This window comes from Streptomyces zaehneri, assembly GCF_032248645.1.
GTDB lineage: Bacteria > Actinomycetota > Actinomycetes > Streptomycetales > Streptomycetaceae > Streptomyces > Streptomyces coriariae.
Window position 1 is genome coordinate 1 of sequence record NZ_JASTTJ010000004.1, and the last position, 21,906, is coordinate 21,906.

The window sequence follows — 21,906 nt, forward strand, 5'->3', positions numbered from 1 at the left end:
CCCCCTGGCAGGAGCCGCAAAACGACGCCGGGGTCCCCGCCGGGCGCCCGGCCTCCGCAGCGCGAGGGCCCCGGAGCAACCGGGCGCTCCCCCCACCCGCCGGGCGGCCCCGCGGCAGCGTGTGCCGCGGGGCCGCCCGGATGCCGAACACGTGACGCGGATACGTCACTTCGGCGGACGTGTACCGCCCGTCAGGCCCGGTGCGGGCTCTCGGGATCGATGTCGTCGGCGCGCGGCGCCCCGCCCGGTTCCGGCACCTGGGCGCCGGGCGCGGTCGGCGGCATCGGCGGGTACGGCAGACCGGTACCACCGGGCGGTCCGGCCGGCGGCGTACCGCCGATGACCCGGCCGGGGCCCTTGTCCGGTGCGGCCTCGAGCCCGGCCGTGGGCGGGGACGACGCGTGCGGCCTGGCGGCGCCGCGCAGCAGGTACGCCACGACGGCGAGGATCGCGGCGGTGATCAGCGCCGCGGCCCAGTCCGGCAGAGCGGTGCCGAGGGCGAGCCCCACCGCGAGTGCGACGGCCGCGCCCGCGTAGAGGGCGACGGCGCCGGACGCCGCGTAGAGCATGGCCGTACGGCGCTGCTTGCGGGTCTGCTCGCGCAGCTCCTCGCGGATCGTCTCGCGCGCCACCTGCGCCAGCTCGTCGACCAGATGCTTGTCCAGATGCTCCAGGTGATCCATGCGCTCCATGGGCCTCGGGTACCCGCTGTCATGGACGCTTAACTCAGCGGACCGGCCTGCCGGAGCGGCGGGCAGCGCACCGGCAGGGGGCCGGGGAGGGCGCCGGGGAGGGCGCCGGGCGGGGATCGGGTGAAGGGATCACCTCATCGCGGCCGCCCCAACTAGGCTCGTCCGCATGGACATTCTGGGAGCCACACTGCGTGTCTGTGTCGACGATCTGGAGACCTCGGTCTCCTTCTACGAGCGGCTGGCGGGCACCGGCGCGCTCCGCTTCGAGCGGGGCGGTGTACAAGTGGCCGCGGTCGGCTGCTTCCTGCTGATGAGCGGTCCTCCGGCCGAGCTGGAACTGCTGCGCAAGGTGGCCGCGACGATCGCCGTCGCGGACGTGGAGGAGGCCCACCGGACCCTCACCGAGCTGGGCGCGGACGTCATCGCCGGCCCGGTGCCCACGCCGGTGGGCCGCAACCTGATCGCCCGGCACCCGGACGGGGCGGTGTACGAGTACGTCGACCGGCGCGGCTCGTGAGGGGCCGGGCGGGCGCGACGAAATTCCGTGGGCGACGGGCCGTCGCAGACGTAGGGTCGGGCGTTCGACGGCAGGCACGAAGGAGCGGCAGTGAGCGAGCAGCACACCTACCGGGTGATCGTCCGGGGCACCTGGGACGGCCTGACCGACGAGGGCCGCACCCGGCTCCTCGCCGAGTCCGCCGACCACGGCCTGACGAGCATGCGGTTCACCGAGGAGGGCACGCTGACGTACGAGCCGTCGCCGCTGAAGCACTTCTCGATGCGCTACGTGGTGGTGTCGGACGCGGCGGACGGCGAGGAGATGGCGGGCGCGTTCGCCGAGGAGCGCGCCGAGGCGACGCTGCGGGAACTCGGCCACGGCTTCACCGGGCTGCGGTCGACGGTCACCGACCTCGACACGATGAAGATCAACTACAAGTCCGCATCTCGGCGGTGATCGCCCACCGCTCGTGGTCCCGCCACTCCCCGTCGATGTAGATCATCTTCGGGGAGAAGCCCTCCCGGCGGAAACCGCAGCCGCGGGCCAGGGCGATCGAGGCGACATTGCCGGGCTGCGCGTTGATCTCCAGCCGGTGCAGCCGCATCGGTCCGAACGCGTGGCCCACCACCAGGTCGAGGGCCTCGCGCATCAGCCCTCGCCCGGCCGCGTGCGCGAAGGCCCCGTAGCCCAGCGCGCCGCACCGGAAGCCGCCCTCGACGATGTTGTTGATGTTGACGAACCCGGCGACCGCCCCGTCCTCCAGGGTGCACACGAGGAAGCCGGCCTTCGACGGGTCCTCGATCAGCCGTCCCGCGTACCCCGTGTACGCGGCGGCGGTGTCCGGCGGGAACAGCCACGGGTGGTGCAGATCCTTGCTCTCCCGCGCGCGGGCGGTGAACTCCGGCCCGTCCTCGTAGGTGAAGTGGCGTATGCCCACGCGGGGGCCCTCGGCGAGGTATCGGGATGCGGTGTGCGGCATCGGGTCAGCCTACGACGAGGTCACCTGCGCCGTTTCCTGAAATACGCGAAGGAGGCGCCGCACAGGACGCCGATGACCAACATCGCCAGGAGCGCCGTCCACAGCGGGACCGTCACCTCGGGGATCAGCAGCCGGATCTTCGTGGGGCGGGTGTTCTGGAAGATGAAGATCAGGGTGAGGACGGCGAGCGCCAGGACGACGATCCGGCCCGGCGTCAGCGCTTCGTTCCTGCCACCGCTCCCGGGCGCCTTCGAGGTCTTCGGGCTCATACGACCAGCCTGAGCCCTGCGCGGCGCTCACGCACGGTGAGCCGCGCCCTCCGGGTGAGTCGGCCGGCAGGTCAGCGCAGGGCGGGGGTGTCGAGGGTCAGCGTGCCCTCGTCGGCGTCGAGCACGGCGGGCACGCCGAAGGGCACGGTGAGCGCCCCCTCGCAGTGACCGAACCCGAGCTCCTCGACGACGGGGACGCCGAGGCCGCCGAGCCGGTCCACGAGGACCGGGCGCAGCTCCTCGTACGGGCCGCACCTTTCCCAGGAGCCGAGCGCGACACCCGCGACGCCGTCCAGCCAGCCGGTGCGCAGGAGTTGGGTAAGGGCTCGGTCGACGCTGTACGGCCGCTCCCCGACGTCCTCGATCAGCAGCAGCCCGGCGCGGGCACCGGTCCGGGTGTGCGGGGTGCCGTAGCCGGTGGCCAGCAGCGCCAGGCAGCCGCCCAGGGTGACGCCCCGCGCCCGGCCCGGAGCGATCGCCGTACCGGTGGAGGCGAGTGTGCGGACGGCCTCGGGGGCGAACAGGGTGGCCCTGAGGTGCTCCTGCCCCCGGGCGCTCTTGATGAAGTCGATGCCCGCGGCCGCGGGCCCGTACAGCGTGACCAGGCCCAGGCGGAGGGCGAACGCCTCGTGCAGGGTGGTGCTGTCGCTGAAGCCGACGAACACCTTCGGCCCGGCGGCCCGCATCGCGTCCCAGTCGAGCAGGTCGACGATCCGCTGGGCGCCGTAGCCGCCGCGTGCGCACAGCACGGCGTCGACGCCCGGGTCGCACCAGGCCCGCTGCAGGTCGGCGGCCCGGTCGGCGTCGGTGCCCGCGAGGTGCGGCAGCCGGTCGTGCCGGTCCAGCACATGGGGGGCGACCACCGGGTCGAGGTCCCAGCCGCGCAACAGGTCGAGGCCGGCCTCCAGTCGTTCCTCCGCAACCGGCCCGCTGGGCGCGACGACCGCGACCCGGGCTCCGGGGGCGAGCCGGGACGGCCGCACGAGTTCCTTCACCGCACAAGCTCCAACCTGGGGATTCCGGGCGGGCACAGCCCGAACGCCTGAGCGTACAGCGACAGCTCGGCCTCCAGGGCGCGCACCGTCGTGGCCGCCCGGCGGAACCCGTGCCCCTCGCCCTCGAACGCCAGGTAGGCATGCGGCACCGGCCGCCCGGCCATCCGGGCCAGGAACCGCTCGCACTGGGCGGGCGGGCAGATCACGTCGTCCAGCCCCTGGAGGAGCAGGAACGGCACGGTGATCCGGTCGGCGTGCTCGACCGGCGAGCGTTCCGCGTACCGGGCGGGCACCTGCGCGAGGGGCCCGACGAGACCGTCCGGGTAGCGCGACTCGAAGTCGTGGGTCCCGCCCGTCGCCCAGCCGACCAGGTCCAGCACGGGGTAGCGGATCGTGCCGCAGGCGTAGACGTCGGTAGCGGCCAGCGAGACCGCGGCGGTCCAGCCGCCCGCGCTGCCGCCCCGGACGGCCAGCCGCCGCCGGTCGGCGGTGCCCTCGTCGGCGAGCGCCAGGGCGACGGCCGCGCAGTCCTCGACGTCGACCACGCCCCACTGCTCGCGCAGCCGCTCCCGGTACTCCCGCCCGTACCCGGTGGAGCCGCCGTAGTCGACCTCGGCGACCCCGATGCCCCGGGAGGTGAAGTAGGCGATCTCCAGATCCAGTACGAGCGGGGCGCGATCGGTGGGCCCGCCGTGCGCCCACACGACGTAGGGCGGCAGTTCGTGGCCGGGCGCGACCTGTCCCGGGTGGTGGGGAGGGTAGACGTGCGCGTGGATGTCACGGCCGTCGGGACCGGTGAACGTACGGATCCGGGGCTCGGGGTAGTACGCCGGGTCCACCGCGTCGTCGTGCGTGGCGCCGACCACCCGGGCCCGGCCGGTCCTGGCGTCCAGCTCCACCACCTCGTACGCGCTGCGCGGACTGGCCGCGACGCCGACGACGCGTTCCCCCTGCACCGCGAGGGTGGGCGCGAACTCCGTCCACGGTCCGGCCGCGTCGACGAGCTCCCCGGTCTCCGGGTCGAGGATCCCGAGCACGGTGGCCCCCCGGCCGTGCACGACCGCGACGAGCCCGCTCTCCAGCGGCGCGAACCAGCGCTGCCCGAGCTTCCACAGGGCTCCGCCGAACTCCTCCTCGCGGGGGCAGACGGGCTGGTGGTCGCGGTACAGGTTCCACCAACCGCTGCGGTCGCTTGTATACAGTAGACAGTCTCCTGTGGACTGCCGTCCGTCGTACGCCGACCGTCCTTCGTCGCGTGTGGACCGTCGCCCGTCGATCGTCGACGGCCCGCCGTCGCCCGTCGACCGGCCTCGGTCGCCTGTCGACTGGCCTCGGTCGCCTGTCGACCGGCTTCGGGAGCCCGTCGACCGCCCTCCGTCGATCGTCGACGGTTCTCCGGCGACTGCCGGCCGTCCGTCGTCAGCCGCAGACCGTCGACCGCCGTCCGGCAACTGTCGCCCGTATCCCGTCGACGGCATCCAGTCGACCTGGGCGATCGACTCCCCCGGGCCGCCGGCCACCACCCGGGCGCCGCTCAGGGTGCCGTCTGCCCCGACGTCGGCGACGACCACCTCCGTGCCCTCCCACGGCATCAAGGGATGGTCCCAGGCCAGCCAGGCGGCCCGGCGGCCGTCGGACGACAGGCGGGCCCCGGTGACGAACCGGCGGCGGTCGTCGGTGAGTTCGCGCACGGCGGCGCGATCGTCGGCGGCCGAGCCGTCCAGCGGCACCGCGGCCAGCAGCCGGCGCACGTCGGTCGGCCGCTCGCCCGTGAACTCCTCCAGCACGCACCACACTTCGCCCCGCTCCAGCAGCAACTGCGGCTCCACCCAGCGCAGTCCGCCACCCACGGACGAGACGGGAGTCAGCGGGCGCGGCCCACCGCCCGACGCGGGCCCGGACTCGGACCCGGGTTCGTACACGTACAGCCGCTGGTCGGCGAAGTGCACGAACACCGCGAGGAGCCGCCCGTCGTGCACGGCAGCGGCCCACGGCTGTCCGCCGTACTCGACGACCCGGCTGCGGACGTTCCAGGGGGCGGGCAGCAGGGACTCCTCCGTGCCGTCGGGCCGACGCCGTACGAGCGTGCGGCGGCCCTGCTCGGCCGGCCGGGGCGCGGTCCACCACACCTCGTCGCCGACGAAGCCGACGTACTCGGGGCGCCCGTCGTGCGTGGCCGCGAGGGCCGCGTCGATGGGCGAGGGCCAGGAACCGTACGGCAGGACCTGCACGTTCTCCCCGTTCGCCTAGGCCGTTCGCAGGAACCGGTCGAGTACCCGGACCCCGAAGTGCAGCGCCGCCACCGGGACCCGTTCGTCGACACCGTGGAAGAGGGCCTGGTAGTCGAAGCCCTCCGGGAGCTTGAGCGGTGCGAAGCCGTAACCGGTGATGCCGAGCCGCGAGAACTGCTTGGCGTCCGTACCGCCGGACATGCAGTACGGCACCACGTGCCCCTCGGGGGCGAACTCCTCGACGGCGGCCCGCATACGGGCGTAGAGCGGGGTGTCCACGGGTGCCTGGAGGGCGACTTCGCGGTGGTGGAACTCCCAGTCGACGTCGGGCCCGGTGAGCCGGTCGAGCGTCGCGCGGAACTCGTCCTCGCCGCCCGGGAGATAGCGGCCGTCGACGTAGGCGACGGCCTCCCCGGGGATCACGTTGACCTTGTAACCGGCGCCCAGCATGGTCGGGTTGGCGCTGTTGCGGACGGTCGCCTCCACCAGGGCGGCCGCCTGGCCGAGCTTCGCCAGCAGCCCGTCCACGTCGTGGAGGTCTTCGTCGACGCCGTACAGCGCGGCGAGTTCGGTGAGGGCGGCCCTGACGGTCGGGGTGAGGCGCAGCGGCCATTCGTGCTCGCCGATGCGCGTGACGGCGGCGGCCAGGCGGGTCACCGCGTTCTCCCGGTTGACCTTGGAGCCGTGTCCGGCGCGCCCGCGTGCGGTGAGCTTCAGCCAGCCGGTGCCGCGCTCACCCGCGGCGATGGGGTAGATCTCGCGCCCGGCGCCGTCGTGGAAGGTGAACGCCCCGGATTCGCCGATGGCCTCGGTGCAGCCCTCGAAGAGTCCCGGATGCCGGTCGGCGAGGAACCCGGAGCCGTCCTCGGCGCTGGCCTCCTCGTCGGCGGTGAAGGCGACGACGAGGTCGCGCCGGGGCCGGACGCCCTGCCGGGCCCAGGACCGCAGCACGGCCAGGACCATGGCGTCCATGTTCTTCATGTCGACGGCGCCGCGCCCCCACACGACCCCGTCACGCACCTCCCCGGAGAAGGGGTGGACGCTCCAGTCGGCGGCTTCCGCGGGGACCACGTCCAGGTGGCCGTGGACGAGGAGCGCGTCCGCGGCCGGGTCGGTGCCCTCGATCCGCCCGACGACGTTGGTCCGCCCCGGGGTGCGTTCGAGGAGTACCGGCTCGATGCCCGCCTCGGCGAGCAGCGCGGCGGCGTACTCGGCGGCGGGCCGCTCCCGGCAGTCGCCGCCGCCACGGTTGGTGGTGTCGATGCGAATGAGATCGGAGGTGAACCGGACGACCTCGTCCCGCGCCTGCGCGTCAGCCATGCCGCTCCCGCCTCTGCCGCCGCCTCGGTCCCTGCCTCGGTCCCTGCCGCCGCTCCCGCCCGGACTCCGGGCGCCGCTCCTCAGCCATACTGCTCCTCGATCGCGGCCGAGACGATCGTGGTGACCGCCTTGAAGGTACGGATGCCCTCGTACATGGTGCCGCTGGTGTAAGCGATCTTCCGTTCGCCGACCCGGGCGACGCCGGGGACGACGGTGGCCGCCATCGCGAGGTGCTCGGCGTCGAACTCCACGGCGACGGTGAACGGCCCACCGCTGAGCGGTTTCTGACGGACCGCCAGCCGTGTCGCCTCCTTCGCCGCCGCGCGGATGTCGGCGGCCGTGCGGGCCGGGGTGCGGCACACGGCCGCGTACCGGGAGACGTGGTCCTTGACCGCGACCTTCAACGCCTCGGGCGCGTACCCGAGCGCGTCCTCGCAGGCCACGTCGTCACCGGTGACGAGGACGACCGGCACCCCGTACTCGGCGACCACGTGCGCGTTGAGCAGCCCCTCGCTGGCCCGTACGTCGTTCAGCCAGACGCCGGTGAGGGAGTTGGCCAGGTAGGTGTGGGCGAGGACGCCCTCCATGCCGGCGCCCGCGTGGTAGCCGACGAAGGCGATGCCGTCGACGTCCCCGTGCTGGACCCCCTCCACCATGGACAGGGACTTGTGCCGGCCGGTGAGCATCTCCGCCCGGTCGTCGAGCCGCTCGAGGAGCAGGTTGCGCATGGTCGAGTGGGCCTCGTTGATCAGGACCTCGTCCGCTCCGCCGTCGAAGAGGCCGAGCACGGCGGCGTTGACGTCCGAGGTGAACATCGACCGGCACCGCTCCCACTCCGGCGCCCCGGGCAGTACGTCGGCCGGCCAGGTGACGCCCGTGGCGCCCTCCATGTCGGCGCTGATGAGGATCTTCACATCCGGCCCCCGTCCACTCAAGGAATCCCGAGCCTATCGGGCCACGCCCCGGTTTTCCGGGCAGCGGCTCCCGTCGCACGGGAGCTTCCCCCTCACGGCGGCCACCGCCGCCGTCCGCCGTCCGCCGTCCGCCGTCCGCCCCCAGCTCGGCCCGCGCGCGGCCCGCCGCCGCGGATCCCCCGGGGATCAGTTCCGCGACCGACCGCGCGGCCGCCCGCATGCCCCCGCCGCTGAGCCCGAGCCCGCAGGGGCCGGCCCGGCCGGCCGCGCACCGGCCGGCCGGACTGATCGGTGTGGACCTGGCCCTCTCGACGGTCCCCGACTCCCTTCGAACGTCCGTCCTGTCGGCCGGGCTGTCGCACAACCGCCTTTCCGGAAGGGCCTCTTCGTCCGAGGAGGCTCTGATGCGGCCGACCCCGCGCGGGTGGCGATCCGGGCACGCACGCCCGCACCTCTCTCAGCGGCCCCTCAGGGGGTTTCCGTGCGTTCCTGGACCCCCTGACACGGTGCGCCGCGCAGGTGTGACAGCCACAGGAGCCCCTTGCGGCACGACCGCGGTCACTCGACGCGGGCCGCCACGTGCCACTTCGACGGCAGCTCGATCCGGGCGCCTTCGGGAACGAACTCGGTTGTCACGAGGGGCAGTTCACCGGAGGCCAGAACCGTGAGACCGGCGGTGCGCAGATACCCGGGCACCGCGTCGTCGGCCACTTCGCCAGGGGCGATGCCGTGCCGGAAGATCGGCGCGAGCTTCGGCGGTGGGCCGTCCGGGCTCTGTGCCAGTGCGCCGAGGACGGGGCGGGCGGCCTCCGACAGTTCGACGAGGAAGACCCGGCCGCGCTCCCCCAGCAGCGCGGCGATCGCGTCCACCAGCGGCTGCCGGTCGTCGGGCTCGCACTGGTGCAGGACGCCCCTCATATAGACGTTGGTGTCGCCGAGTTCGGCGTGCAGCGTCTCGGCCGCGCCCTTCTCGGCCGCGTCCAGCAGCCGGTACGTGGCCTGTCCGGCGGGGTCGGCGCGGCGGGCGTGGTCGAGGGCCGCGGCGGACAGGTCGGCGCCGACTACGTGCGGAAAGCGGTCGGCGAAGTACCGGGTCTGGGTGCCGTTGCCGCAGCCGAGATCCACCAACGCCAGCCCGGGGTCGGCGAGATGGGGTTCGAAGAGGGCCAGGTGGAGGGCGGCGGTCACCTTCGGGTCCGCGTCCCAGAAGACACCGCCCGGCTCCTTTGGGGCCTCGCGCCAGAAGCCCTCCCACGCCTCCCGGTAACGACTCGTCACGCTCATGCACAACTCCCCAGAATGCAAGGCCGATCCGCCGCAAGTGACGGGCGAGTACGGTCTATCGCTCCCTGGTCTGCGCGACAAGCGTGGTGCGCATTCCTTCACGCCGCTTTCGAGATCCGCCCGTCGTCCGGCGCATCCCGGCAGGTCGCTCTCAGCGCCCCGCGGGGCGGCGCGGCAGCGTCAGCTCGAACCACACGGACTTCCCCGCTCCCGTACGGCTGGCGCCCCACTCGCGGGCCAGCGCGCTGACCACGCGCAGTCCCCGCCCGGCCTCGTCACCGGGCCCGGTGCTCAGCAGGGTCGGCAGTTCGTGGTCGTCGTCCTCGACCTCGCACAGCAGGGTATCGCCGCGGACGAGGCGCAGGGCCACGGGGCTGCGGCGGGCGTGCCGTACGGCGTTGGTGACGAGCTCGCTCACCATGAGCTCGGCGGCGTCGGCCTGCTTCGCCAGACCCCAGTCGTGCAGCTGTTCGCGGACCACCGCGCGGGCCCGGCCGACCTGCGCCGGGTCGAGGGGGAACCGCCACTCGGCGACGTCGTCCGGCTCGATGCCGTTGAGGCGGGCCAGGAGCAGGGCCACGTCGTCCTTGCGTCCGCCGCGGGTGTTGAGGGCGCGGATGATGGTGTCGCAGGCATCGTCCATCGAGGCGGCCGGGTGGGCGGCGGACTCGCAGAGGGTCGCGAGCCCTACGCCGATGTCCTCGCCGCGCACCTCCACCAGCCCGTCGGTGCACATCACCAGCCGGTCACCCGGCTCCACGCGCACACGTACCGCCTCGAAGGGCACTCCGCCGACGCCGATGGGCGCGCCGGTGGGCAGGTCGAGGAGCTCGCTGCGGCCGTCGACGGCACGCACCAGCACGGGTGGGATGTGGCCCGCGTTGGCGAGGTGCAGCTCACCCTCGATCGGGTCGTAGACGGCGTACAGACAGGTCGCGAGGTAGGTGTCGCCGAGCCGCTGCGCCAAGTCGTCCAGGTTGCGCAGGAGTTGGCCGGGTGGCAGGTCGAGGGCGGCCATGGTCTGCACGGCGGTCCGCAACTGCCCCATCATCGCCGCCGAGTTGAGCCCGTGCCCCATGACGTCGCCGACGACGAGGGCGGTGCGCGCGCCGGGCAGCTTCACCGAGTCGAACCAGTCGCCGCCGACCCGGCCGAGCAACGTACCCGGCAGATAGCGGGTGGCGATGTCACAGCCCGCCATCCGCGGCGGGATGTGCGGCAGCATGCTGTCCTGGAGGGTCTCGGCGACGCTCTCCTGGTAGGTGTACATGCGCGCGTTGTCGAGCACGAGGCCCGCGCGGGCCGCGAGTTCGGCGCCGGTGACCCGGTCCATGTCGTTGAAGAGGGCACGCTCGGGGTGGCGCAGCAGGATCATGAAGCCGAGGACCACGTTCCGCGCCTTGAGCGGGACCACCAGCATGGAACGGCCGGTGATCAGGGGCCGGATGTCACGCTTCTCGAACTGCGAGGCGATGGCGTGGCCCATCTGCTCGCTGATGCGCGGCACCAGGACGGGCTGTCCGGTCGTCATGCACTGGAAGAACGGGGTGTGCGCGGGGAACGGCATGGCTTCGCCGACGGGTACGACGTCGTCCCAGCGGCCGGGTTCGTCGGTGTGCTCGACGGCGACCCGGTGCCACATGGTGGTCGTGTCGGGCACGCCGTCGGGGAACCCCTCCCCGGCGACGACCTGTTCGCGCAGATAGGTGCCGGCGACGTCGGTGAAGCGCGGGACGACGGCTCTGCTGACCTCGAGGATGGTGCGGGAGAGGTCGAGGGAGGTGCCGATCTTCCCGCTGACCTCGTTGAGGAACTCCAGCCGCTCACGGACGGCGACGTATTCGAGGTCCTCGCCCTCGTCGACGAGCTCCTGCGGTACGGGCATCCCTTCGGCGGCGACGTGGGCGGCCCGCTCGCGGCGCGCTCTGCGCTCGACGCGTCGGGCCACGCCCCAGTCGGGGGTCACGGGCACCCGGTCGTTCTGGCTGAACTCCAGTACCGGATAGCCGAGTTCGAGGATCTGCGCGACGATGCGGGCGCTTTCGCCGACGCTCATGCTGGGCAGGATCTCGGGCAGCCGCCGGGCGAGTTCCGAGGCGCCGGGGAAGTCGGTGTGCAGGGCGAAGGCGGGCGCGATGCGTTCGACGGCCAGCGGGTCCGCCGGGTCGTCCTGGTGCAGTGCGGCCGCGTCTGCGGCCAGTACCAGCAGCCGTTCCGTGCCCGGTCCGACCAGCGGGTACGCCCACCACAGCACGTCGGCGCGACCACCGTCGCGGTCCCGCCCTGGCACGGTGATCCGGGCCCGTCCGGCGGCCGGGTAGCCGAGGCCCCGGTCGAGGGAGGAGTCGAGGCCGGGCCCGAGTCCGTCGTAGGCCGCGTAGTCCCCGTAGCCGTCGTACCCGCCGCCCGGAGGATCGTCGTCCGGCTCGGGGAGCGCTCCGGAGACGGGGAGCAGGTCGATCGCGGGCCGGCCGATCGCCTCTTCCTTGACGACGCCGAAGAGCCGGCGTGCGCCGGTGCTCCAGTGGGAGACGAGCCCCTCGCGGTCGACCACGACCACGGCCAGGGGGACGCGCCCGGCGTCGACGGAGTCTCCCCCACCCTCCGGGCGGGGGGACCTCCGGCTCGCTTCGCCCGCCGTGTCGGCCGCGCCGCTCCCGGCTCCGCGGCTGGGAGGTACGTCCCTCTCGGTGCCACGGTCCATGGCCCAGGCCCTCTCTCCCCAGAGCTGTGCAAGATCTGTCCCGCCGTCACCACCGTACGGCGCACGTCGCTCGGCATGTGCGGCAATCCTGGAATTGGTTTCAGCCGGGCGCGCCGGGGTACGCCGCCCGTCCCGGCGTCCGCCGGCGACGGGATCAGTCCTCGTGGCCGAGCTGGAGGTCGCGTTCCGCGCGCCCGCCGCCCGTCACGTGGAGGACGGTGGCGACCGGCGGGTAGCCGGCGGCGATGACGGTGTACTCGCCGCAGGACCGGTCGACGAAGCGGAAGGCGCCGTCGGGGCCTGTGGTGAGGGTGTCCACGACGTTGCCCGCCGCGTCCAGGAGGGTCACGCGCGCGTCCTCGACGGGCCGCCCGCCGGTGGCCCGGACGGTGCCGCGCAGCAGGGCGCCGTCGGCGAGTTCGATGTCCTGGCGGGTCTCCCCGGCGGCCTGGACGCTGACCGGGACGGCGGCCGGACGGAAGGCGGCCGCGCCGGCGGCGAGGGTGTACTCCCCCGCGACGAGTCCGGTGAGGACATAGCCGCCCGCGCGGCCGCTGCGGGTGCCGGCGACGACCTCCCCGTGCATGTCGGTGAGGGTGACGGTGGCCTCCCCCACCGGGGAGCCGTCGGCGGTGACCACGCTCCCGGCGAGGCGTCCGGCGCGGCCGAGGACGACGTCCAGTTCGACGGGGCGCGCGCCGGCGGTGACGGAGACGGCCCTCGGCCGGTGCCCGCCGGCGGCGGCGATCAGGACGTACGCCCCGGAGCCGGGCGCGGCCAGCGCGAACCGTCCGTCATCGCCGCCGGCGTCCCGGCCGATCTGCTGCCCGCTCACGTCGATGAGCGTGAGCGCCGCGCGGGGCACCACGGTCCCGTCGGGGTGCCGCACGGTGCCGCGGACGGGGATGCCGGTGGTGTGCGGCGCGTGGAGCGCGAGGGCCTGCGGGACCGCCGTGTTCCCGGGCGCGGGTTCCCTCGCGGCGGTGTGGTGGGACACCAGCGGTTTCTCCTCGAGGAAGAAGGCGACGAGCAGGCCGAGGAGCAGCACCGGCACCAGGTAGAGGAAGATCCTCGGCATGGCGTCGGCGTAGGCGCGGATGTAGGCGTCGCGCAGCTCCGGGGGCAGGGCCTGGACGAGCTGTGGGGTGAGGGACTCGGGGTCCGGGAGGCCGCTGCCGGTGGGGGCGGGCAGGCGGGTCCGCAGGGCGTCGGTGAGCCGGTCGGCGAAGAGCGTGCCGAAGACCGCCGCGCCGACACTGCCGCCGATCTGCCGGAAGTAGGTGTTGGCGCTGGTGGCGGTGCCGAGGTCGGCGGGGCGCACGGAGTTCTGCACGGCGAGGACGAGCACGGGCATCACCAGCCCGATGCCGGCGCCGAGGACGGCCATCCAGAGGCTGTACTGGAGCCGGGGTGTGCCGGCCTCCAGCCGGGACAGCAGCCACATGCCGAGGGCCGCGAGGGCGCTGCCGAGGACGGGATAGATCCTGTAGCGGCCGGTGTGCGTGATGAGCTGCCCGGAGAGGACGGAGGCGCCCACGATGCCGCCCGTCATGGGCAGCATCAGCAGCCCCGACTCGGTGGCGGTGGCCCCGTCGACCATCTGCAGGAAGGTCGGCAGATAGCTCGCGGCGCCGAACAGCGCGACGCCGATCACCAGGCCGACCAGCGCGGTGACGTTGAAGACGGGGTCCTTGAACAGCCGCAGCGGGATGAGGGGTTCGGCGGCGGCCCGCTCCACCGCGAGGAACAGGAAGGCCGCAACGACCGCTCCGGCGCCGAGGCCGAGGATGACGCCCGAGTCCCAGGCGTGCCGGGTGCCGCCCCAACTGGTGAGCAGGACGAGGCAGGTGGAGGCGGCGGCGAGCAACAGGGCGCCGAGGACGTCGAATCGGGGCTTCGCCGTCGGCTTCGGCAGCTTCAGCACGACGGTGACGACGGCGAGGGTGAGCAGGCCGAAGGGAACGTTGAAGTAGAAGCACCAGCGCCAGGAGAGGTGGTCCGTGAAGTAGCCGCCGAGCAGCGGTCCGGCGACCGAGGCGAGGCCGAAGGCGGCGCCGATGAGGCCCATGAACCGGCCGCGCTGCCGGGGCGGCACGATGTCCGCGATGATCGCCTGCACGCCGATCATGAGTCCGCCGGCGCCGACGCCCTGGACCGCGCGGAAGGCGATCAGCTGGTCCATGGTCCGGGCCCGCCCGGCGAGCGCGGAGCCGATGACGAAGACCACGATCGCGAACTGGAAGACGCCCTTGCGGCCGAGGAGGTCGCCGAGTTTGCCGTAGACCGGCAGTCCGACGGTGGCGGTGAGCAGGTAGGCGGTGATCGCCCAGGACATCCGGTCCAGGCCGTGCAGTTCGCCGACGATCCTGGGCAGGGCGGTGGCGACGATCATCTGCTCCAGGGCCGCGAGGAGCAGGGCGAGCATCAGGGAGAAGAAGATCAGGCGCACCCGGCGTCGGCCGGGTTCCGGCGGGCCGGCCGGCACCGGCGGCCGGCCCTTCGCGGCAGGTGCCGTGACCGGCTCGTCCTGCGCCGACGTGGTCCCGCCCATGTGCCGCTCCCCTCGTCGCGCCTGCCACGCAATTCCCGCGTAAAGCGACAACTACGAGCAAGCGCGACGGGTCACGGCGCCATCCCGGTCACAGGAGAGATCCACCCGAACCGGTGAAGGGAGTCAACGCGCGCGGAGCGCACGGGTGTTGATCTACTTCTCGACCTCGGTGGCGAGGTTGGCGAGAATCAGGTCGTAGATCCGGTTGAGACCCTTGGGCGCGAACGTCCTCTCGAAGAAGCCGCCGATGCCGCCGGCGCCGTTCCAGGTGCTGGTCACGACGACGCGGGACTTGCCCTCGCCCGCCGGGGTGACGCGCCAGACGGTGACCATCGAGGAGTTGCGGTCCTTCTCGACGAGCTCGCCGTCGGTGGGCTCGGCGACCTCCAGGAGGCAGTCACGGACGCGCTTGCTGGTGGCCTGGAGCTTCCAGTGGACGAGGGTGCCCTCGCCGTCGCCGCCCTCGCGCACCTCGTACTCGCTGAAGTGCTCGGGCAGCAGCTTCCCGCGCGCGCCGCTGTAGTCGGCGATGGTGTCGAACACCTTCTCCGGATCCGCGGCGACGACCCGCTCGGTGGTGGCCTCGACCTGCGCCATGGGGTTCCTCCACGTCTGTGTTGCTCAGGGTTGTTCGGGGTTCCTCAGGTTCGGGTCAAGCCAACCACCCCGGTCCACGGCCGCCCAAATCGGGGTCCTGGAAGCGATCGCGGGGCGATCGAAATCCGTTCCCGAAAGGTTCCTCGCACGATCATGGGAACACATGTTCTATTGTGGGGCCAGTGCTACCGAGGAGGCGTCATGCGCTGGGACAACCTCACCGTGGAGACCCGTCACGACCGGCCGGCCGATGCCGCGCTGTTCGGCGCGGACGCGGTCACGACCAGGACGTTCGACACGCCCGAGTTCGCCGGCATCACGTTCCACGAGATCCGGGCCCGCTCGATCCTCAACCGGGTGCCGGGGGCCTCCCGGATGCCGTTCGAGTGGACGGTGAACCCCTACCGGGGCTGCACGCACGCGTGTGTGTACTGCTTCGCCCGCAAGACGCACAGTTATCTCGACCTCGACACCGGGACCGGCTTCGACACCCAGATCGTCGTCAAGGTGAACGCGCCGGAGCTGCTGCGGCGCCAGCTGGCCTCGCCCCGCTGGCACGGCGAGCACGTCGCGATGGGCACCAACGTCGACTGCTACCAGCGCGCGGAGGGCCGCTACCGGCTGATGCCGGGCATCCTGTCCGCCCTGCGCGACCGGGCGAACCCCTTCTCGATCCTGACCAAGGGCACCCTGATCCTGCGCGACCTCGACCTGCTGCGGCAGTCCGCCGAGGTGACCGACGTCGGCGTCTCGGTCTCCGTCGGCTTCACCGACACCGAGCTGTGGCGCACCGTGGAACCGGGCACGCCCGCTCCCCAGCGGCGCCTCGACGTCGTCCGGACCCTCACCGACCACGGGATCGGCTGCGGAGTGCTGATGGCGCCGGTGATCCCGTTCCTCGGCGACGAGCCGGCCCAGCTGCGCGCCACGGTGCGGGCGGTCGCGGCCGCCGGGGCCACCTCGGTCACCCCGCTCGCGCTGCATCTGCGTCCCGGCGCCCGCGAGTGGTTCATGGCCTGGCTCGGGCAGCACCACCCGTACCTGGTGCGCCGGTACGAGCGGCTGTACGCGGACGGCGCCTACGCCCCGAAGTGGTACCAGCGGCGGATCACCCGTCAGGTACACGAACTGGCCGAGGAGTACGGGATCGGCCCCACGCGCGCGGGGATGCCCCGCCGGATCCCGCGGCCCGAGCCGCGGGAGGAGCCGGCCGGCTCCGGGCCCACCCAGCTCTCGCTGATCTGAGCGCGTGGATCCGGGCGCCGGCACGTCGATCTGAGCGCGTTCGAGCGCATCCGGCGACCCGATCGGGTCATTCGACGGCGGAACAGGTTCTGACGGACGCTGTTTTCGGGACGATGCGGCAAGGGCCGTGACCTGCGGTCCGACCATCTCCGGCCCCTTCGTCGCCTCTGGAGCACTCCATGAACCAACGCGCAGCCGTGCTGTGCGCTGCCGCCGTCGTCGTGGCCGGGACGGTCACCGCCGTGCCCGCCGCCGCGAGCCCTGCACCCGCCGCGGAGCCCGCCCGCGCGGCGGCGCTCTCCTGGAAGAACTGCCGCACCACCGGGCAGCCGAAGCTCCAGTGCGCGTCCCTGAAGGTGCCGCTCGACCACGCGCGGCCGGGCGGTGAGCAGATCACGCTGGCGCTCTCCCGCGTCCCGCACACCGCGAAGACGTACCAGGGCCCGCTCCTGGTCAACCCCGGTGGCCCCGGCGGCCGGGGGCTGAGCCTCGCCGGATTCGTCGCCTCGGCGCTGCCGAAGGCGGTGGCGGCCCAGTACGACGTCATCGGCTTCGACCCGCGCGGGGTGGGCAAGAGCACGCCCGCGCTGGACTGCGCGCCCGGCCACTTCGCCTCCGTGCGCCCGGACTCCGTGCCGAGCACCGAGGCGATCGAGAAGGCCAACGTCGCCCGCGCGCGGTCCTTCGCGACAGCCTGCGCCAAGAAGTACGCGCGCGTGCTGCCGTACATCGACACGGTCAGCGCCGTACGGGACATGGACGCGATCCGTGCCGCGGTCGGTGCGCGGCGGCTGAACTACTTCGGCTACTCGTACGGCACCTACCTGGGCGCGGTGTACGCCAGGCTCTATCCGCAGCGGGTACGGCGCCTGGTCCTGGACTCGATCGTCGACCCCACGGGCGTCTGGTACGAGGACAACCTCACCCAGGACCTGGCCTTCAACGACCGGCACCGCGCCCTGATGGCCTGGATCGCCAGGAACGACAAGACGTACAGGCTCGGCACCGACCCGGAGCAGGTCGAGACCAGGTGGTACGCGATGCGGGCGGCCCTCGCGGGCAAGCCGGCCGACGGCCGGGTGGGCGCCTCGGAGCTGGAGGACACCTTCCTGCCGGGCGGCTACTACAACGGCTACTGGCCCCGTCTCGCCACGGCGTTCGCGGCGTACGTGCACCGCAAGGACGCGGCCCCGCTGGTCGAGGCGTACGAGAACCTCGCCGCCGTCGACGCCGCCGGGGACAACGGCTACAGCGTCTACACCTCGGTGCAGTGCCGTGACGCCTTCTGGCCGCGCGACTGGGACGAGTGGCGCACGGACAACTGGTCGGTGTACGCGAAGGCGCCCTTCATGACCTGGAACAACGCCTGGTACAACGCGCCGTGCGCGTTCTGGCCGACCGGGTCGGTGGGGCCGGTGAACCTCGCCAACGGCGAGCTGCCGCCGGCCCTGCTGTTCCAGGCGACGAACGACGCGGCCACCCCCTACGAGGGCGGCGCGACGGTCCACGCGCTGCTGCGCGGTTCGAGCCTCGTCGTCGAGGAGGGCGGCCAGAACCACGGCATCACGCTGAGCGGCAACGCCTGCCTGGACAAGCACCTGGCGGCGTACCTGGCCGACGGCACGGTGCCGCGCGGGAGGGGCGGGGTCGACGCGGTGTGCAAGGCGCAGCCCGACCCGAAGCCGTCGGCCTCGAAGACCGCCTCCCCCACCGCCCACGGCTCGACGCTGCACGGGCTGCTGGGGTTCCGTGGCTGAGCGGTGATCACCGACCCGTCGGGGGTGTTGTCGGACCCGTGGTCCACCATGGACGCATGAGCGAACCGACCAGGATCCCCGCCCCCGACGGAGTCGCCGCCGCGGCCCAGTACTCGCATGTCGTCATGGGCACCGGCCGTTTCGTGGCCGTCGCCGGTCAGCTCCCGCTCGACGAACACCGCAGGCTGGTCGGCGAGGGCGACCCGCAGGCCCAGGCCCGCCAGGTCTTCGAGAACCTGCGCCGATGCCTGGCCGCGGCCGGAGCGACCTTCGACGACGACGTCAAACTCACCTATTTCGTCACGGACATGGCCCACATGCCCGCGATCCGCGCGGCCCGCACCGCCCACATACCCGACGACCGCCTCCCCGCCGCCTCGGCCGTGCAGGTCGCCGCCCTGGTCCACCCCGACTTCCTGATGGAGATCGAGGCCTTCGCGGTGGTGGGCGAGTGACTCCCAGGTCCGTCGTACGGGACATGGTGCTCACCGACGTCGACCGGGTCTGGTCCGGGGCTGGCAGAGCGCCTACCGGGGGCTGCTGCCGCGGTCGTACCTGGACGCGCTGAGTGTCGCCGAGGACGCCGGCCGCCGCCGTGCCCGCTTCGGGCGGGGCGGCGGTGCCGGCGTGGTGAACCTGGTCGCGGAACAGGCCGAAAAGACGGTCGGCCGGGCCGCCCACGGCGCCTACCGCGACGGTGAAGTCCTCACCGCCGAGGCCGAGTTGTACGCGATCTACGTCGACACCGAGCACCTCGGCCGTGGTGTCGGGCGGGCTCTTCTGCGGGAGTCGGTGCGGCGGGCCGACGCCCTCGGGTACTCCCGCATGTACCTCTGGGTCCTCGAGGGCAACGCCACGGCCCGCCGCTTCTACGAGCGTGCCGGGTTCCACGCGGACGGCGCCGAGGAGCCCTTCGAGGTGGAGGGCGTCGCGGTGCCCGAGGTGCGCTACGTCGGGCACCTGCCCCTCTGAGGGCGCGCACCCGCGCGTCGGTCCTGCTCCCTCACCGCTGCCGGGGAATGCGCGCCAGCGCGTGTACGGCCGCCTCCGCCAGTGCCGGGTGGGCCAGGGCGTCGTTGAGTACCGGTCGGGCGCGGTCGTCGGCCAGGGCGCCCAGCCCTTCCACGCAGGCGAGGGCCACCCGGCGATGGGGGTCGTGCGGGCTCAGGCGCCGCCGCAGGGTCGTGATCAGCGCGGGTACGGACTCGGGTGCGCGCAGGTCCACCAGCAGCCGGACGGGGTGCAGGGCGTAGGCGACGCGCAGTTCGTTGGTGGCCAGGGCGGCCGCGGCCCGGGCGGTGCGGGGATCGTCGAGCCTGGCCAGCGCGTGGGCGGCGGAGGCGCAGCGCGGCGGATCCCGGTGGTTGAGCAGCAGGACGAGCGCCTCGAAGGCGCGCCGGTCCCCGGCGCGGCCCAGCCGGAACGCGGCCAGCTCGCGGGCCCAGAGGGGCTGTCCCGACTCGGTGAGCACGCCCGCCAGTTCGTCGTGGTCCGCGGTACGCGCCAGCCGCTCGTAGGCCGCCGTCGCGCCGGACTCGCGCCGTAAGCGCTCCGTGAGCGATCGCAACTCTTCGTCCATGTGCCGAGCGTAGGGGCTGGGCTGGGCGCGGAGGCGCAAACCGGGCACCTGGCCCGCCCGGCCGGGTGGGGACGTTCGAGCGAAACAGGTCACATCCCCAGGGGCTGGCGCGCTCGTTACCCACCGGTTAAGCTCATACGAGCGAGTCAATCACTCGCTTCACCTCCTCGTGGTGGCCTGGTGACGCAGTCGCCGCGAGAAGTCGGTTCGGTACCACATGTACCGCTGTACGACCCGGCCACGGGACAGGGCCGGTCGGATCCGCCGTTCGCTCCGGGCGTGTGCGCGCCCTCGGCGACGGCACCGGGCGTGTGCGCTCGTCAGCCCGGCAACACCCGCGAATCCTTCACCGCATCCGGTGCGCCCGAGCCTCGCAGAGGCCGTTCGGCGCACCCGGGCGCGTTCCCAGTCGTCACCTCATTTCTGGAGTCCCGCGATGGTCGCTCCCCTGTCCGACACCCCTCTGTCCCCGCTCCGGACGATCGCCGTCATCGGCCTCGGCACCATGGGCACCGGCATCACCGAGGTCCTGGCGAAGGCCGGTCGCGAGGTGATCGGCATCGACATCAGCGAGGCCCAGGCCGCGCGGTCCCTCGCCGCGGTGGAGGCCTCCACCGCCCGCGCCGTGCAGCGCGGCCGGCTCACCGAGCAGGAGCGCACCGCGGCCTTGGCCCGGGTCCGCGTCTCCACCGATCTGCGCACGGCGGCCGACGCCGACCTCGTCATCGAGGTGGCGCCGGAGTCGTACGAGATCAAGCAGCAGATCTTCCGCGAGCTGGACGGGCTGCTGCGGCCCGAGACCATCCTCGCCACCGGCACCAACGCGCTCTCCGTGACCCGGCTCGCCGCCGACTCGGCGCGTCCGGAGCGGGTGCTGGGCCTGCACTTCTTCAACCCGGCGCCGGCCATGAAGCTGGTCGAGGTCGTCTCCTCGGTGCTGACCGCGCCCACCGCCGTCACCGCCGTCACCAACCTCGCCCTCGACCTCGGCAAGGAGCCGGTCGCGGTCGGCGACCGCCCGGGCTTCGTCGCCGACGGCCTGCTGCTCGGCTACCTCAACCAGGCCGCCGCGATGTACGAGGCCCGGTATGCCTCCCGTGAGGACATCGACGCCGCGATGCGGCTGGGCTGCGGACTGCCGATGGGCCCGCTCGCCCTGCTCGACCTGATCGGCGTGGACACGGCCCGTACGGTCCTGGAGGCCATGTACGCCGAGTCCCACGACCGGCTGCACGCCCCCGCGCCGATCCTCAAGCAGCTCAGCGAGGCGGGCCTGACCGGCCGCAAGTCGGGCCGCGGCTTCTACACCTACGACGCCCCGAACAGCGCGACGGTCGTCCCGGACGCGCTGACCCCCGTGTCCGGCGACGGCGCGGCCCCCGGCCGTCCGGTCCGCTCGGTCGGTGTCGCCGGCTCCGGCACCATGGCCTCCGGTATCGCCGAGGTCTTCGCCAAGGCCGGCTACGACGTCGTCCTCGCCGCCCGCAGCGAGGAGAAGGCGCAGACCGCCAAGGCACGGATCGGCAAGTCGCTCTCCCGCTCGGTCGACAAGGGCCGGCTGACCGCGGAGACCGCCGCCCAGATCCTGGACCGGATCACCCCGGCCGGCTCCTACGAGGCCTTCGCCGATGTCGACCTGGCGCTCGAGGCGGTCGCCGAGGACCTGGAGGTCAAGCAGCAGCTGTTCGCGACGCTGGACAAGGTGTGCAAGCCCGGCGCGGTCCTCGCCACCACGACCTCCTCGCTGCCGGTCGTCGCCTGCGCCCGCGCCACCTCGCGCCCGCAGGACGTGATCGGGATGCACTTCTTCAACCCGGCGCCCGCGATGAAGCTGGTCGAGGTCGTCCGTACGGTGCTGACGGCCGACGACGTCCACGCGACGGTCCGCGAGGTGTGCGGGCGGATCAAGAAGCACGCGGTGGACTGCGGGGACCGCGCGGGCTTCATCGTGAACGCGCTGCTCTTCCCGTACCTGAACAACGCGATCAAGATGGTCCAGGAGCACTACGCGTCCCTCGACGACATCGACGCGGCGATGAAGCTGGGCGGCGGCTACCCGATGGGCCCCTTCGAGCTGCTGGACGTCGTCGGACTGGACGTCTCCCTGGCGATCGAGAAGGTGCTGCACCGCGAGTTCCGGGACCCGGGCCTGGCCCCGGCCCCGCTCCTGGAGCACCTGGTGGCCGCGGGCTGCCTCGGCCGCAAGACCGGCCGCGGCTTCCGCGAATATGCCCGCCGCTGACGGCATCGGCGACCGGCTCCGCACGGACGAGGACTGGGGCGGGCTGCT

Annotated in this window: 18 protein-coding genes and 1 pseudogene; 7 read left to right on the forward strand and 12 right to left on the reverse strand. The window is 73.1% G+C overall.

The features are described 5' to 3' along the window. Positions 1 to 191: 191 nt before the first annotated feature. A complete protein-coding gene (locus QQM72_RS08380) occupies positions 192 to 692 on the reverse strand; it encodes a phage holin family protein (protein ID WP_314220162.1) in 501 nt (166 codons plus the stop codon). A gap of 166 nt (positions 693 to 858) precedes the next feature. Between QQM72_RS08380 and QQM72_RS08385 the strand changes: the two genes are divergently transcribed. Then, positions 859 to 1,209: a VOC family protein gene (locus QQM72_RS08385; protein WP_020125573.1), complete on the forward strand. Its 351-nt coding sequence runs from the start codon at positions 859 to 861 to the stop codon at positions 1,207 to 1,209. A gap of 90 nt (positions 1,210 to 1,299) precedes the next feature. After that, positions 1,300 to 1,647, forward strand: a complete 348-nt coding sequence (locus QQM72_RS08390; protein ID WP_314220163.1) for a DUF6204 family protein — start codon at positions 1,300 to 1,302, stop codon at positions 1,645 to 1,647. Here the strand turns inward: QQM72_RS08390 and QQM72_RS08395 are convergent. From QQM72_RS08395 to QQM72_RS08440, 10 genes are all read right to left on the reverse strand, one after another. After that, positions 1,619 to 2,170: a GNAT family N-acetyltransferase gene (locus QQM72_RS08395; protein ID WP_314220164.1), complete on the reverse strand. Its 552-nt coding sequence runs from the start codon at positions 2,168 to 2,170 to the stop codon at positions 1,619 to 1,621. The two genes, QQM72_RS08390 and QQM72_RS08395, sit on opposite strands and share 29 nt — an antisense overlap. Before the next feature lie 20 nt (positions 2,171 to 2,190). Continuing rightward, on the reverse strand, positions 2,191 to 2,439 hold the full coding sequence (locus QQM72_RS08400) for a LapA family protein (protein ID WP_314220165.1): 249 nt from the start codon (positions 2,437 to 2,439) through the stop codon (positions 2,191 to 2,193). A gap of 71 nt (positions 2,440 to 2,510) precedes the next feature. Then, the gene (locus tag QQM72_RS08405) at positions 2,511 to 3,434 is read right to left on the reverse strand and encodes a S66 peptidase family protein (RefSeq protein WP_314220166.1); all 924 of its coding nucleotides are present in this window, start codon (positions 3,432 to 3,434) and stop codon (positions 2,511 to 2,513) included. Continuing rightward, complete coding sequence (locus QQM72_RS08410) at positions 3,431 to 5,665, reverse strand: S9 family peptidase (RefSeq protein WP_314220167.1); 2,235 nt, start codon at positions 5,663 to 5,665, stop codon at positions 3,431 to 3,433. Before QQM72_RS08410 ends, QQM72_RS08405 begins: the two co-directional genes overlap by 4 nt. Before the next feature lie 15 nt (positions 5,666 to 5,680). After that, the gene (locus QQM72_RS08415; RefSeq protein WP_314220168.1) at positions 5,681 to 6,985 is read right to left on the reverse strand and encodes a M20/M25/M40 family metallo-hydrolase; all 1,305 of its coding nucleotides are present in this window, start codon (positions 6,983 to 6,985) and stop codon (positions 5,681 to 5,683) included. An 80-nt stretch (positions 6,986 to 7,065) separates the two neighbouring features. After that, positions 7,066 to 7,899 (reverse strand): M55 family metallopeptidase, encoded by an 834-nt coding sequence (locus QQM72_RS08420; RefSeq protein WP_314220169.1) that lies wholly within the window; start codon positions 7,897 to 7,899, stop codon positions 7,066 to 7,068. Positions 7,900 to 8,457: 558 nt separating this feature from the next. Further along, positions 8,458 to 9,183, reverse strand: a complete 726-nt coding sequence (locus QQM72_RS08425) for a class I SAM-dependent methyltransferase (protein WP_314220170.1) — start codon at positions 9,181 to 9,183, stop codon at positions 8,458 to 8,460. A 151-nt stretch (positions 9,184 to 9,334) separates the two neighbouring features. Further along, positions 9,335 to 11,887 (reverse strand): SpoIIE family protein phosphatase, encoded by a 2,553-nt coding sequence (locus QQM72_RS08430; protein WP_314220172.1) that lies wholly within the window; start codon positions 11,885 to 11,887, stop codon positions 9,335 to 9,337. Positions 11,888 to 12,041: 154 nt separating this feature from the next. Continuing rightward, entirely contained in the window at positions 12,042 to 14,438 is a 2,397-nt protein-coding gene (locus QQM72_RS08435) for an MFS transporter (RefSeq protein ID WP_314220173.1), read from the reverse strand. A gap of 153 nt (positions 14,439 to 14,591) precedes the next feature. Continuing rightward, positions 14,592 to 15,035, reverse strand: a complete 444-nt coding sequence (locus QQM72_RS08440; protein WP_142266885.1) for an SRPBCC family protein — start codon at positions 15,033 to 15,035, stop codon at positions 14,592 to 14,594. Between the two features lie 201 nt (positions 15,036 to 15,236). Here QQM72_RS08440 and QQM72_RS08445 point away from each other — a divergent pair, with 201 nt between their 5' ends. From QQM72_RS08445 to QQM72_RS08460, 4 genes and pseudogenes are all read left to right on the forward strand, one after another. Continuing rightward, on the forward strand, positions 15,237 to 16,280 hold the full coding sequence (locus QQM72_RS08445; RefSeq protein WP_314220174.1) for an Rv2578c family radical SAM protein: 1,044 nt from the start codon (positions 15,237 to 15,239) through the stop codon (positions 16,278 to 16,280). Positions 16,281 to 16,459: 179 nt separating this feature from the next. After that, a complete protein-coding gene (locus QQM72_RS08450; protein WP_314220175.1) occupies positions 16,460 to 18,037 on the forward strand; it encodes an alpha/beta hydrolase in 1,578 nt (525 codons plus the stop codon). 56 nt (positions 18,038 to 18,093) lie between these two features. Beyond that, entirely contained in the window at positions 18,094 to 18,492 is a 399-nt protein-coding gene (locus tag QQM72_RS08455; RefSeq protein ID WP_314220176.1) for a RidA family protein, read from the forward strand. A gap of 23 nt (positions 18,493 to 18,515) precedes the next feature. Then, positions 18,516 to 19,009 (forward strand): annotated as a pseudogene (locus QQM72_RS08460) (N-acetyltransferase family protein). A 31-nt stretch (positions 19,010 to 19,040) separates the two neighbouring features. Here the strand turns inward: QQM72_RS08460 and QQM72_RS08465 are convergent. Beyond that, positions 19,041 to 19,616, reverse strand: coding sequence for an adenylosuccinate lyase (locus QQM72_RS08465; protein ID WP_314220178.1), 576 nt, complete (start codon positions 19,614 to 19,616; stop codon positions 19,041 to 19,043). Positions 19,617 to 20,052: 436 nt separating this feature from the next. Here QQM72_RS08465 and QQM72_RS08470 point away from each other — a divergent pair, with 436 nt between their 5' ends. After that, positions 20,053 to 21,858, forward strand: coding sequence for a 3-hydroxyacyl-CoA dehydrogenase family protein (locus tag QQM72_RS08470; RefSeq protein ID WP_314220179.1), 1,806 nt, complete (start codon positions 20,053 to 20,055; stop codon positions 21,856 to 21,858). Positions 21,859 to 21,906: the final 48 nt, after the last annotated feature.